This window comes from Robertmurraya siralis (assembly GCF_005502275.1).
GTDB lineage: Bacteria > Bacillota > Bacilli > Bacillales > Cytobacillaceae > Robertmurraya > Robertmurraya siralis.
On sequence record NZ_SWLZ01000010.1, the window covers coordinates 67,703 to 81,919 of the forward strand.

At 35.6% G+C, this 14,217-nt stretch carries 12 protein-coding genes and 2 pseudogenes; 5 read left to right on the top strand and 9 right to left on the bottom strand.

Annotated elements, in window-relative coordinates:
* Positions 1–206: 206 nt before the first annotated feature.
* Complete coding sequence (locus tag FCJ93_RS13350; RefSeq protein WP_137743911.1) at positions 207–1,091, bottom strand: LysR family transcriptional regulator; 885 nt, start codon at positions 1,089–1,091, stop codon at positions 207–209.
* Positions 1,092–1,359: 268 nt separating this feature from the next.
* Here FCJ93_RS13350 and FCJ93_RS13355 point away from each other — a divergent pair, with 268 nt between their 5' ends.
* Positions 1,360–2,169, top strand: coding sequence for a sulfite exporter TauE/SafE family protein (locus FCJ93_RS13355; protein WP_137743912.1), 810 nt, complete (start codon positions 1,360–1,362; stop codon positions 2,167–2,169).
* Between the two features lie 26 nt (positions 2,170–2,195).
* Here FCJ93_RS13355 and FCJ93_RS13360 read toward each other — a convergent pair whose 3' ends face one another.
* The 5 genes and pseudogenes from FCJ93_RS13360 to FCJ93_RS13380 form a co-directional block, all read right to left on the bottom strand.
* Positions 2,196–2,729, bottom strand: coding sequence for a DUF4269 domain-containing protein (locus FCJ93_RS13360; RefSeq protein ID WP_137743913.1), 534 nt, complete (start codon positions 2,727–2,729; stop codon positions 2,196–2,198).
* A 222-nt stretch (positions 2,730–2,951) separates the two neighbouring features.
* Entirely contained in the window at positions 2,952–3,101 is a 150-nt protein-coding gene (locus FCJ93_RS25765) for an NUDIX hydrolase (protein WP_408014799.1), read from the bottom strand.
* A 98-nt stretch (positions 3,102–3,199) separates the two neighbouring features.
* Entirely contained in the window at positions 3,200–4,489 is a 1,290-nt protein-coding gene (locus FCJ93_RS13370; protein ID WP_137743914.1) for a collagenase, read from the bottom strand.
* A 36-nt stretch (positions 4,490–4,525) separates the two neighbouring features.
* Positions 4,526–5,351, bottom strand: a pseudogene (locus FCJ93_RS13375) (GNAT family N-acetyltransferase).
* 307 nt (positions 5,352–5,658) lie between these two features.
* A complete protein-coding gene (locus tag FCJ93_RS13380) occupies positions 5,659–5,994 on the bottom strand; it encodes a hypothetical protein (RefSeq protein WP_137743915.1) in 336 nt (111 codons plus the stop codon).
* Between the two features lie 301 nt (positions 5,995–6,295).
* On the opposite strand from FCJ93_RS13380, the gene FCJ93_RS25260 reads away from it, so the two are divergent.
* From FCJ93_RS25260 to FCJ93_RS13390, 3 genes are all read left to right on the top strand, one after another.
* Positions 6,296–6,598, top strand: a complete 303-nt coding sequence (locus tag FCJ93_RS25260; RefSeq protein WP_211344120.1) for a hypothetical protein — start codon at positions 6,296–6,298, stop codon at positions 6,596–6,598.
* 47 nt (positions 6,599–6,645) lie between these two features.
* Positions 6,646–6,780, top strand: coding sequence for a hypothetical protein (locus FCJ93_RS25675; RefSeq protein WP_268951590.1), 135 nt, complete (start codon positions 6,646–6,648; stop codon positions 6,778–6,780).
* 327 nt (positions 6,781–7,107) lie between these two features.
* On the top strand, positions 7,108–7,665 hold the full coding sequence (locus FCJ93_RS13390) for a TVP38/TMEM64 family protein (protein WP_137743916.1): 558 nt from the start codon (positions 7,108–7,110) through the stop codon (positions 7,663–7,665).
* 223 nt (positions 7,666–7,888) lie between these two features.
* On the opposite strand, the gene FCJ93_RS13395 is transcribed toward FCJ93_RS13390, so the two are convergent.
* The 3 genes and pseudogenes from FCJ93_RS13395 to FCJ93_RS13400 form a co-directional block, all read right to left on the bottom strand.
* Positions 7,889–9,109 carry a D-alanyl-D-alanine carboxypeptidase family protein gene (locus FCJ93_RS13395; RefSeq protein WP_170211309.1) on the bottom strand — a complete coding sequence of 407 codons (1,221 nt, stop codon included), beginning with the start codon at positions 9,107–9,109 and terminating at the stop codon, positions 7,889–7,891.
* Positions 9,110–10,401: 1,292 nt separating this feature from the next.
* On the bottom strand, positions 10,402–10,539 hold the full coding sequence (locus FCJ93_RS25005; protein ID WP_170211304.1) for a hypothetical protein: 138 nt from the start codon (positions 10,537–10,539) through the stop codon (positions 10,402–10,404).
* Between the two features lie 104 nt (positions 10,540–10,643).
* A pseudogene (locus tag FCJ93_RS13400) lies at positions 10,644–10,925 on the bottom strand (transposase); the annotation flags it as partial.
* A 450-nt stretch (positions 10,926–11,375) separates the two neighbouring features.
* Between FCJ93_RS13400 and FCJ93_RS13405 the strand changes: the two are divergent.
* Complete coding sequence (locus FCJ93_RS13405) at positions 11,376–13,274, top strand: endonuclease MutS2 (protein ID WP_137743918.1); 1,899 nt, start codon at positions 11,376–11,378, stop codon at positions 13,272–13,274.
* Positions 13,275–14,217 lie beyond the last annotated feature (943 nt).

Here is a 14,217-nt window from a genome sequence, read left to right on the forward strand (position 1 = left end):
TCTACTGCTTTCTCCACAATTTAAGAGATATCAAATAATTTAGCTGATATCTCTTATTCTTAGTTTATTGCCTTCAATCATAGCAAAACGAAATAGGCAGAAGGTAAATTAAATGATATTCATAAAATAATTCACAAATTTTGTGCAAAAGGTTCTAAATAGCTGTTCCTCTTTTTGCTATCGTCATTTTAATCGGTTCGCCAATCTTACTTCTTGCGGATATATTCAATAAAATACCTTAATCCTGTTTTTTGAAAACGATGTTCTTTCTGCACTAACCACAATTCCCTTGTAATTTGGTAATCAGCGATTTTCACTTCACGAAGTGTACCATATCTCAACTCTTTTAAAACGGTTAGCTTTGGAAGAATAGTGATACCAAGTTCTGCTTCTACAGCGCTTTTAATAGATTGCATACTGCCAAGCTCCAGTGAAATTTCAATTTCCTCTAGAATTCCCATTTCCCTTAGCGCCTCTTCAACAATTAATCGCGTGCCTGAATTTTCTTCTCTCAAAATCATTCTCTCGTTGAGCAGTTCATGAATTTCAATCATGTTTCGATTTTTCCAGTGATGATTAATAGGAACGATTAAAATTAGTTCATCTTCCGCAAACTTCTCGATGTTAAAACGGCCATTCTTCACTGTTCCCTCTACAAGAGCAATATCTATTTCATTATTGTCTAATTTCTCTAAAACCGTCGGTGTGTTGGCAATCGTTAAATTTAATTTGATTGCTGGGTGTTGTTTTCTAAAGCTTCCTAGTATGCCAGGTAATAAATATTCTCCAATCGTTTGACTCGCGCCTACATGTAGAGAGGTTTCTTGATTTCCAACGATTTCATTTATCGCTTCATGTGACCTTTTAATATATTCGACCATTTCCTTTGCAAAAGGATACAGTGCTTTTCCCGCTTCAGTGAGTACAAGCTTTCCATCTGTTCGTTCAAATAATAATGTTCCATAGAGTTCTTCCAATTGATGTATTTGTCTTGTCACCGCTGGCTGTGTAACAAAGCTGAGTCGCGCCGCTTTACTGATACTTCCTTCCTCAACTACAGCGCAGAACATTTTTAAACTATCAAGGTTCATGGTATAAATTCCACCTTTGCTTTTTACCCTAAACTATTTGTTTTCTATGAATAAAATGTACCACTAATTTAAAACGAAAGCTTTGTCTTTTTTTCAATTTCTCTACTCTATCTATCGTCGAAGCCTTGCCAATTACTTCATTTTTCACTAAGTATGTCCTTCGATTCAACAGGTATTACATTTATTTATGGGCTATAAAATATTGTCAATATGCAGCACTTCTCCTATCTGATAATTTAAAGATAACCGAGGTAAAGGAGAACAAAACATGGAAATAGCAACTGGACTGCTAATTCTCGCAGTAGGCATGATTGCTGGGGGCTACGGAACAATTGTTGGCGCAGGCGGAGGATTTATATTTGTACCGGCACTGCTTCTTTTATTGCATATCGATCCTGTAAGTGCATCTGCGTCAGGCATTGTCATTGTTTTTATAAACTCTCTATCCGCAGTGGTTGGCTACGCCAAGCAAAATAAAATTAACTATCGAACGGGAATGTTCATCGGGATCGGGGCATTTCCTGGCTCCATACTTGGAGTTTGGTTGCTGCAGCTATATTCATCCAGTTACTTTTATGTTATTTTCGCCACCATTCTAGTGGCGCTAGGGATTTTTTTGTTTGCAAAAAATTCCCCTTTTAAAATTCTTCAGAAACAAAGAGATACTAGTATTAAGATGGAGGCAGACACTGCCGATAGTGCATTGGAGATAGAAGCACGGCCCCTTCCACTAAAAGGATTGCTGCCACTTGGTTTTATCATGGGAGTATTGTCTAGCTACCTCGGGATCGGAGGAGGCTGGCTTCTTGTGCCAGTTTTAATCTACTTTTTTAAAGTTCCAACACATTACGCAACAGCTACTTCCATTTTTGCGCTTGCTCTTTATTCCATAATTGGTGTTGCTGCACAATTCGTTTATAACAACATCGAGTGGATGACCGTTCTTTGGGGAGGAATTGGGGTGATGATCGGTTCCCAGATTGGAATACGGTTATCCAAGCGAATTCCTAGTAAAATGATTATGCAAATGCTCTCTATTCTATTGATTATTATTGGTCTACGAATGTTTTTCGCATAACGACTGTAAAGTATGGACAGATCCCTTTAAATGAACCCTCTTTTTTTGCCGTACGTTAAAAGACTCTCATAAGGATCTTCAAAGTCTAATCCAAGAACTTTACAAAACGCAGCCTCTGTCTTAAAGCCTTGTTGTTTAAGAGTAATCACATCTGCTTTTACGTGGGGGGACTCCATTATAAGCGCATGTTCTATTAGCATATGGAGGTAGGCATTCTGTTTTTCTACTGGCTGCGGTTGGCCAAATAATTCAAATTCGAACCCGAAAAAAAGGAAATTAGCCTTCACAACCGGAATGCCTCTCATGATACGTCTTTTTATTTGAAAATTTTCTTTATCATGGTAAAGTTCCGTTATCGCCTTCTCGAATTGTTGTAAATCATGAACTTCCATAATGATATCTAAATCCGAATCTGCAATATCAATTTCAATCGGCAACGTCCCACAAAGAGTAGGATCATACTCAGAGAGTTGTTCCATAACTCCTAAAACTTCAATTGCCTCATAAGCTCTCTTTTGTTTTTCATTCCCTTTTTTCAAATAGTTTATGTTGTTGAACATCATCACTCTCCTAGATAGCAAAATTCTTCTCTCCTTTTTTAAATATAGCTTAAAATTGGTACAATGCAGTCTGCTTGAAACATCCTATCTAATTCAGCTCTTGTTGCCCACTTCATATCAACAACCTTCTCTGCTCGAAGGATCGTTTCAATCTTTTCGAAATTCTTTCGAAAAACCCACACATCATCAAAATCGCAATAGCGATCCCCCCAGTGGAAGATATCAATGTGATCCCGATTTCAATTCCTTCTTTCCTTCTCTTAATGCGCCCTCGAGACTATTTTCACCTTCTAAGATCGATCCAGTTGGGATAGAATGTCCATTCATTAAAAGGAGTTCACCTTTATGATTTATGAGCCAAACATGAACCACAGTATATATTCACCTACTGCCAACGGGTTCCCACTAACATAAGATTTGCCAGTTTTGTTTCTAATCCCAAATTTCCCAAACGCTTTGCCCATTCTTATTTACAAGCTTTGAACACGCGGATCATCTGGATACATTTCCTTTATGTTTATCTTTAATTGATCAGCAATTTCTTGGTAAGTTATTAGGTTTCCGTTTATTAATCTTAGATAAACATTCACCGGCTCAGCAATATTTTGCCGAATGGCATTTCCAAAAGGGGATGTAAACTGATGATCATCGATATTCGTTCCGATCTTCTCTTCAAACATTTCCGCATATTTTAGAGACTCATTCAAATCACTCAGTAGCGAAAGTTCAGCCAACAATTCAAGCTCATATCCTTCTAAATCTTCTCTCTTCTTTAACATCGCTTTTGCCTCGAAAAACTGCGATTGCTTAACCAATACATGAGGCATAGATCTACTTACAAAAAAGTTATTTGGCTCTAATCGAAGCACCTCTTCATAAATATTCTGAGTCAACCTATAATCTCCCTTAACTTGGTACTCCTCGGCTTGAGCGATTAATTTGTTAATACTTTCTCTCCTTTCTAAATAGCTACTCAATAATTGTTCACTATTCATCCCTACTATTTTACTAAGAGCTTGTTCTAAATCCATATCCTTTAAAGCTATTAAAATCTCAGTGATAGCCGCCATTCCGAATTGATCGACAAGCTCTTTTACAGCAAAGTAGCTTTGGAGATATGGCTCAGCATTCCCATCTCTTTCCTTATAAAAGGAGGTGTTCGTCATTAACTCTTCAAAATCCATCTTTTCTATCTGGTCGATATCGACCTCAGTATCCCTGTATCTCATTAATTCGGATATCCCTTCGTTAAACCAAGTAGGTATGCTTTCACCAGAGATCCCATGCTCCTCTAAAAATCGATCCGTTCTGTAATGGGCATACTCATGATGAAATAAATTCTCGAATTGAGAGCCTGATACCATAATTTCACTCTTAAGGTGGATAGATTCATTTAATGGAAGGTAATATCCACCTGATTTTTCAGAGGAAGAGGCAGCATGAAAAGCCTCTTCATTAGCATACACGATAACAGTCAGTGCATCAGAATGACTGCCATATAATTTATTTAACTCCGCTTTTGCTTTTGGATATATCGCTTTTATCATTTCCACCGATGTCCTGTCTTCTTTTTCAAACTTAATCTCCAGACCTTCTATATTCTCAGTAAATAGTTCCATATTTATGGGATTTAATGTTCTTTCGTTAACTAAATTGTGAACGAATTCATTAAATACAGTTTTCACCTCATGTATAGCATATACACTAAACAGGACAAGAAAAATAAACACAACCGTTAGGATTTTAAGAACATTTTTCAATTTCAACTTTCTCCTTTTTTAAAAAATAATGGTTTCCTAATCTCTTAGTTTGAAATAGTATCCCTTATAATTAAACACATTCTCAAATCCCAAATTCTCCGCAATCGCTACAGACGGCCAGTTCTCTTCCATGCAATCCCAATAAGGAATATTACCATTCTCTAAGCAATCTTTTACAAAATAATGGGCAATCACTTGCGCTAGTTTTCTGCCTCTATGCCCTTGGAGGGTTTCAATTGCGATGCAGTGAATGTTTTCAACGACAAATCCTGAAAGACAAATACTAACAATTATATTATTGAATAACACACAGTAACCTTTACCAGTATTCAAAAAAGAATCAGAAGAAGTCCAAAATTCAGAAACTTTCAAACGTAAAAAATCCATATTTTTTATGGAAGAGTCCTTTAAAAGTTCAGAGCTGATTTTTGTCACGGTATAGCCTTTTTCCATTGAATACGATTTTTCCTTATAAGTAGTTTTTGATAACGTGTATACCTTTTGATTCCAAGACTTTAAATTTCGAGAAGTAAATAACTTCTCGATTACTGTATCCCATCCTTGATGATTCCCTAATCCTTCAAACCATTCTAAACCTACCTTCCTTGCCTCCGGTGCAATCACAAGGTCTAAAAAACCGTTTATTTCATAATTAAATGCATCATTATGCTCATTACCAATAAATACGAAACCATCATTATTGCCTAACCAAAACCAGCCCAGTAGTCGGTGATATAGGATGATCCACAAATATTCGCCCAGGATTAATTCCTTCTACAATGGCTTTCACTTCTAATTGACCAGCTCCATTTATAATGCTTTTACATTTATGAAAATCTTCCTTGCTTAACTCACAAATCATGCAGTATTCCACCTTTTCTCATGTTAACATTATAGATTGTTGAGCATAAATATAGTTTGCCCAACTTCAGTTATGCATACTGTAACGCTTTCTTGATATATTTCTCGTTCGCATCAAGATTCAAAAATTAGAAAACTGCTCAATAACTGCAGAGTCAATTATACTCATACCGATTCAATTTTTAAATAATGCGTTGTGCTAACGAGGGCCTGTTAATCTGGAGGCACTCCTTCGCTCAAAAGAGTAAATCCTTGGCTCATATTAACCAAAGTCAGATTAGACTTGCCAAATATTTACCTTTAAAGAACTAACGAAGATAGTGGACAATAATCTGATAAATTGCGATAGAAAGTCCTAGTAGACTTGCTTTCATTTTTGAAGGATGATTGCTTTTACTGCGGTACAAATACAAGAAAAGAATGATAAATCCTAGCGGAATCCATAGTTGAAATTGACCTTTTTCCGTACTTTGAGAATATATAGGCGCAGCATAAGTACCAATTAAAAAATATAAGAAAACTTTATAACGTCCAGTCTCCAATTGCCTACTCCACCGCATTAAGAAAAATAAGATAATAAGTCCGACAATCGTAATATGTAACGGTGGTAGCATAAGAGCTCCATTTCCAATTGGAATTTCCATTACAGCTTCCTCCTCCTTTTTAAATAGCACCTCTCCATATTACCATAATCATCCAAAGTGTTTCTGAACATTTTGTTTCAGACTTTCTAAAAAGAGGCTACTTACCCAATACTCCCTTTTTTCAATGACAATTCAAATAACATTCATTATACTTAATATAACTTTATAAAGGAGCGATGAATATGAAAAGCTTAACACTTACTTTCACAAGCAAATCGGAGAGTATGTTAGCTTAAAATCTATTTTTGTAAACCTATTCTCCGATTTGAGTATCCAAATCTCATAAATCGGAGGAAAAACATTGAAGATCAAAAATATCTATTATTTAGTAACTAGTTCACGTGCATTTATGATCCAAATGGTATTTACATTGAATGCTATTTACTATGTAACTCAGGCTGAGTTAAATCCACTTCAGCTAGTGTTAGTCGGAACTATTATGGAATTATCCATTTTACTATTTGAAATGCCAACGGGACTAGTGGCTGACTTTTTTGGAAGGAAAAAATCCTTAGTCGTCGGGACGTTCAAGCTGCCCATCTACTTGAAGGGAGTTTTCCAGAATTTTGGGCAATTGCCATTGGGGCTATTTTATGGGGACTAGGTTGGACGTATATTAGCGGAACAGAAGAGGCATGGATTTCTGACGAATTGGAAAGCAAAGAATTGGAGCAGGTTTTCCTAAAAGGGGCACAATACAGTTCAATTGGAAGGTTTAGCGGGATCATTGCCAGCGTTCTGGTTGCCGCTTTATTTTCAGTTCAAGCAACTATTTTGACTGCTTAGTGGGAATGATTGCCCTTTATACATCTGTACAAGTTGGGATGGCTTCTTCTACGATCTTGATTATTCCCACATTGTATTTTTTATGGTCATTGAGAAAAGTGACTTAGAAGAAAAACCTTTAAGGAGCCCAGGCAAAATGCGTAGCTTGGGCTTCCTTACTCAAAGTTTGGTTGCATTTATCCTAAAAGTTCAACGGAAGCCACGAAAACTAGCATTACTAACTACAGTTCTGCATACAGTAAACGAAAAAATTCATTTTCGCTTGAGCATGACTGCTCAGCACTGTTAATGACCATTAACTAGACACTTAGCTTGGGAGAAAACATGATGTTTGATCTGTTTGCACCTTATCCAATTATAATAAGTCTCATAAGCATCCTTCTTAATATCATTATTGCGATAGCAGGGATACTGCCTAGCACTTTCGTAACGATTGGAACAGTTAGTGCTTTAAACTTAAATTTCGCCATTATCATATTAATCATTGGTGAAGCAGCTGGTGCCATTATTAGCTTCACTCTATACAGAAAAGGACTGCAAAAATTATCTGCATTTCCTCGCTTCAACAAACTAGAAAATCGCTATTTAAGCAAATTAAAGGAGTCAGATGGAGCTCATGCTTTCTTTATTGTTATCTTCCTAAGAGTGCTTCCCTTCGTACCTTCTGGCATTGTCACACTTACTGCAGCCATAAGTAAATTGAAGGTATTGCCTTTCTCTATCGCCAGTACAGCTGGCAAAATTCCCGCTATTATGATAGAAGCATACTCCGTTGTTTATTTTTTAACCCTCGGGGTTGAATGGCAAATTTTGGTTGGGGTTGTTATCTTATTTATTTACCTCATTTATTTAACCTTTAAGAAATCATTTAGAAAAAGCCGCTGACTTTGTATGGGTACACTCAAAATTATTCGAAATTCACTAGTCCTAGATGATACCTGATCCACAATATCTTTATAAGAAAAATGAAACAAAAGTTAGTCGTTTGGCAAGTGCAGACCACTTTGAATGATGTTTACAATGTGGATGAAATGACTCCCATCCTCATCACCTTAAAAAACGAAAGGATTGGTTCCCCTTAATACCAATCCTTTCTCTATTTTTAAACTCAAAGCTTTTTCATATGGTGGCGTTTACGATTTCGATTTTTCAAGACTGCAATTCCAGCAAAAATCATCATAAACGAAATGATCATAAAAGCATTTAATTTCTTGGAATCGTCCTTTTTTTCAACTAAATTTGGTTCATCTACTGTTGTTGTTTGTATTTCAGGTATTTCTATTTCATGAATCGGATATGATGTAATTTCATCTCCATATTGATTCTTAATTCTTAAAAGACCATCCGTTGTCATTTCTTCGTTAAATTCTTCGTTTTGTACAAGCGGAAATTTATATTCTTCTTTTGTGACAAAGATTCGCTCACCTAAAGTAAATTCTTTCCCTTTAGGAATAGAAGCAAAATGATAGTTGGCAAAGGCATAATCAAGTAATTCTACTGTATCATTGTAGATTTCGGTTTGCGTGGCTCCCTTTAAAACGACAGCAATTACTGACATCTCCCCTCTTTTTGCCGTCGTAATTAACGTTTGGCCTGATTGATTAACATAACCATTTTTTCCGCCAGTAACTCCATCATATGGCCGCCCTAACAACAAGCGGTGATGCGTGTAGATCGTCGTATCCCAACTTTCACCATCCCAATCTAATTCTCTCGTTCCAAAAATTTCGCGAAACACTTCATTTTTCATGGCGTATTGGGTAAGTAAAGCCAAGTCTCTTGCTGTAGTCGTATGTTCCGGATCAAATAAACCATGAGGATTGATAAAATTCGTATTCCTTAAGCCTATCTCTTTTAAATAAGCATTTAATTCATGGGCAAATTCTTGCACAGACCCATGCAAATGTTCCGCAATCGCTACACCCGCATCATTTCCGGAATTAATCAGCAAACCTTGAATAAGCTTTTTTAATGAGACTCTTTCTCCCACCTCTAAATACACTCTAGTACCATCAACTTGTCTGGCCTTTTCACTCGTCGTAGCAATCGCCCCTAAGTCCCCGTTTTCGATTGCATATATGGCAGTCGCTACCTTTGTTAAACTAGCAGGATACATAAGTACATCCGGATTTTTTGCATATAAAACTCTACCGCTGCCCTCTTCTATTAAAATGGCAGCTTCACTTGCAATTGTAGGCTCATCCAGTAGTTCATTTGCATAAGCAGTAGAATTTGAAAGCAGATTTACACTTAAAACAATGGTTAAAATCATAAAGGTTATTTTACTAAATCGATTTAAATTTTTTAAATGTTTTAGTTTTTTATTCATACTTCCATTCCCCATGTTTGTAATTTAAATCAGCACAAAAATTTTGTGCAAAATCTTCAGACACAAACCTTATTTTATCCAGAAGTAAAAAATCCATTTTCCTATAATTATTACCTATGACCTATATTAGCATATTTTACATGACAAAAGACTCACTATATTCGAAACCAATACGATTTATTTAACACTACTCGTAATTAAGCTTGGTTTCTTTATCCTTCCGTGTAGCTTTCTTTTAAAAAAGCTTTGTTAAACTCTATGGTTGATTAAACGATTTTTGGCACATTTCGTGTGAAACCTTAGTTTCACACGCCTTTCAGTTATACTGAAAAGTCTTCTGATTCCATGAAGCGATGTGAGAAAATAAGCCAAATATCAACACCGACATATAACAAAGCCTTTAGATAAAACACTCTATTCACATTGTACCCTTAGTAGCGATTTCAAAGATATTAAATCTTCATGATATTTTTATAACAATATAACAATTGAAAAAGAAGATAATAAAAAAGCCTATTATAAAGTAATCCGGAAATGATGTAAAAGTGTTGCCCCTTAGTCCAAGGGAAGTTTGACCAGAACGATCCCCCGTTGCCTCTATAAGACAAATTCCTTTGTTAATATTGCACTTTAAAGAATTGCAAAATAATAAACTGTCGGAAAAATCCCTTAAAAAAAGCAAGTGAGGCTCATTCACTTGCATTACTTGGTTTTGTCTGAAAGTTTCTGATTCGTGGGGACAGATAACGCTTAAGACTGACCTGGTTTTGTCCTCATGTGTTGTTTATGAGAACAAGGTTTGCTCTTTTTTGGCGTTCTTTGTCCTCATGGGCCCTTCATGCGGACACAGGATGCTCCTTTTTGATGAGCTTTGTCCTCATGCGCCCTTCATGCGGACACGGGGTGCTCTTTTTTGGTGGTCTTTGTCCTCATGAGCCCTTTATGCGGACACGCTTGACTCCTTTTTGGCGCTCTTTGTCCTCATGGACCCTTCATGCGGACACGGGATGCTCTTTTTTGACGCTCTTTGTCCTCATGAACTCCCTATGCGGACACACTTGGCTTTTTTTGGACTTCGTTTGTCCTCATGAGCCCTTTATGCAGACTTACTTACCTCGGTGCTATTCCACTTTGTAAAAGAAAACCGAAAAGAACAAAATCGCTAACGCAACTCAATTAATACCCAAGTGTTGATTACTCCCTTGGGTCTTTCCTCGCCTGTATCATCGCTCCATTACAAAAAGGACAAACTACTTCTTCATTTTCTTCTAAATAAAAATGAAACTCCTCCACTACATAATCTGGAGCTTCATCTTCTTTGCCACAGTCTCTACAATTAAAATGATGAATTTCATTTCTTCATTCAACTCGAATGGATCTTCTTCATCAAACCATTTCAAACATTCATCCTGCTCTTTGTTTTTGCCCACAGTTGATCCTCCTCATCGTTTTGATCGATTCCCTATCCTCAGATACTAGAATCCATAATCTGTATTCCAGATCTCAACTAAGCCCATCTCTCGATGACAATGAGAATAATCCGATACTCAGCTATCGCTGGTCTTGCCAAGTATCTACCGATGTACTTTGCTGCACCCTTAGCGTCTTTCATTTTCTTTTGTTCATTCACATAGAATCTTTTCGAATATCGTTGATACCGTTCATTAATCAGATTAAGAACACTTTGGTTTTCAGGAAACCATTTCTTTAACAGATCTAACACGACTTTTTGCGAAGACTTTCTCAAAGATTCATAAGGAATATATCCACTTGGCACCCATTCATTTCAATGATCTAGGGCACCTTCCGTAACCAAAAATGCATTTGTCTATAGTTTCAGGTGAACCAGATATATGCCAGCCTTTACATTTCCAGCTCCACAGATTATAATCAATTCTATAAACTCGATTTCAATGAGCATATCATTCATATTAGAAGAGGTGCGTTTTGTGAGTGCGGTAGTTTCTAAATAGGATAAAAAATTAAAGGAAATAAGGATGTTTTAATAACGGGGGATTTACCCCTTATTTTGTTTTGGACTTATTTCCGCCTATGAAGATACCTACCCTACTTTAAAAACAAGCGCGTAATTTCAGAATTTGAACTATCCCATTGATAGTTTTATTTATGTATTTTACTATTTCCTTGTAAACGTAAAAGCTGAGGTATCTGCCTCAGCTTTTTTTATTTTTTAACAACTCATTGAAATCCTGACGCTAGGTATCTTCATTGCTGATAAACTAATCACATTGAGGAGAGTAAAAACATGAATATAAGTACTTTTGAAAAATTACAATTCAACGAATTAAAAGAGATCGTAAAAAATTATTGCATTAGTGGATTAGGCAAACAACTAATTGATAAATTACTGCCTAGCTCTAACTTAAAAATTGTCAAGCAGCGCTTAACCGAAACATCTGAAGCACGGGTTATACTTGATGCAGGAGGAAACGTACCATTTATAGGTGTTTCTAACATTGAACACATTATCGCTAAATTGGAAAAAGGCATCATTTTAGATCCAGCAGAGCTTATAAGTATTTCCGACTTTTTACGGGGATGCCGAAAGATTAAACATTTCATGATCAATAAAGAATTTTCTGCACCTACATTAGCGTCCTATGCTAATTCCATGACAGAATTCATGGAGATAGAAGAGGAAATTAATTTATCGATTAAAAACAATCAGGTTGACTCGTCCGCCAGCAAAGAACTCAAACGTATTCGCGACCATATCACAACAACTGAACAAAAAATAAAAGAACGTTTAAATAAATTCTTAAACAGCAGCGTAAATAGAAAATATATTCAGGAATTCATGATTTGTATAAAAGATGACCGTTATACAATACCTATAAAAGCCTCATACAAAAATCAAGTACAGGGAACCGTTATTGAAATATCTTCTAAAGGTTCGACAGTCTTTATGGAACTTAATGTGGTCGGAAAATTAAGTGGTGAATTAGCAACTTTAAAATCTGAAGAAGCTATGTTGGAATATCAAATACTAGCCACTTTAACGGGGCTAGTGACAGAAAATCTCCAGCTTATTAAAATTAATATCGAGCTTATCTCCCTTTACGATATGACTTTTGCCAAAGCCAAATACAGCAAGCATGTTGATGGAATTGAGCCAAAAATCAATAATTTTGGAAAGATGAACTTAATCAATTGCAAGCATCCATTATTATCAGGTCATGTTGTTCCGCTTCAATTTCAGATTGGAGGCAGTTATCGAAGCTTGATCATTACTGGACCTAATGCGGGAGGAAAAACAATTGTACTGAAGACAATTGGTCTTGTTACTTTAGCTACTATGTCCGGGTTCCATATTACAGCTTCTAAAGAATCGGAAATTGCAGTATTTGACCATATTTTTGTAGATATCGGTGACAATCAGAGTTTAGAAAATGCACTAAGTACATTCTCTTCACACATGAAAAACATATCAGAGATACTTCAATCGGTTAACAACAATACACTTTTACTATTTGATGAGATTGGCAGTGGAACAGAACCAAACGAAGGGGCAGCTTTAGCAATCTCCCTATTAGAAGAGTTTTATCTAAAAGGATGTATTACTGTTGCCACAACGCATTATGGAGAAATAAAACGTTTTTCCGAAATGCATAGTGATTTTATGAACGCTGCCATGCAATTTGATAATGAAACATTGGAACCATTATATAAGCTTCTCATCGGAAAATCCGGAGATAGTAATGCATTATGGATCTCACGGAGAATGAACATTCCGGAAAATGTTCTAAAAAGAGCCGAAGATTATATGAAAAAGAAAGAATATCGATTGGAACAACTAAATGAAAGCAAAATCAAAAAGCCAAATATAGTTGTTGAAAAAGCAGAGAATATTATCAATTACCAAAAAGGGGATCGTGTCAAACTACTTGACTATGACGACTTCGGAATTGTGTACAAAGAAAGGGACAAGTACTATAACGTTACTGTGTTTTATCAAAATCAATTTATTGAGATAAATGAAAAACGACTGTCTTTAGAATTAAAAGCTACAGAATTATATCCAGAGGGCTATGATTTAGACACTTTATTCATTGATTATAAAACCAGAAAACTAAATCATGATATTGAACGAGGTTCAAAAAAGGCACTTCGTAAAATTCATAGAGAAATACGAAAAGATAAGTAAATAAAAAGAAAGGCGTAACAGAGGATTTATTTTTAAAGAATGTACACAAAGTAATGTTTAAAAGTCAATTCAGGAATAAGTTAGTATATTAAATTCGGGAGTGTTATTTAAACTATGTAAGTAAGAATGAGTATGGCTTCTTACTTACATAGTTTTTTTCTTAATGAATAATAAGGATAAAACTAAGGAAGTGTTTGATGGGAAATGACCAGAAAGCTGTAATCCGTAGAATTAACACTGCTAACCTATGCTTAATTTCGTTATCCAGATAAGTTGAAATACCCAATAATACGAACTTTAAACATTTTTCGGGAAATGTTACCTATTATTCGATATAGATTAACTTAAACTCAAAATGAATCCTATTAAATAATAACTCATAACCATTTTCCAACTTCTATTATTAGTATTTAAAAATTTCGAGATTACCACAAGGATGAAGAAATTCCGAAAACAATTGGACCACTCTGGCTTGTTCTGTTATAACTTTTCCTCATACAGACATAGATCGCTAAAATTAAGCTTCCCTTGTACTCATAAACAGCTCATGCGGACATGGAACGCCAAAATTATGCTTTCCTTGTCCTCATAATAAGTTCTTGAAGATTCAGGACGTCTAGTTTAAACTATGTTGTTTAAGATGTATCGCACCATGATGTTCATATTATTTAATCTCTTTTAATAAGACTGATGATGTAGCCCTATGAATTTCGCAATATATTCTCCCCCTCCGTTCCCTGTAATATCGAAAAAAATAGCATTAAATCTACAAAAAATAAATGACATAATCAACATAACAGCGAAAATTGAGCATAAGTTTTATTACATTAGAATCGCTGGAAAAGAGTGACAACTGAACTTGCTACCATTTTAACCATTAAAAAAGACTGAACAATAAAAACTTTTCAGTCCATAAATATATTCTCTAATTTCGTAACCTTAC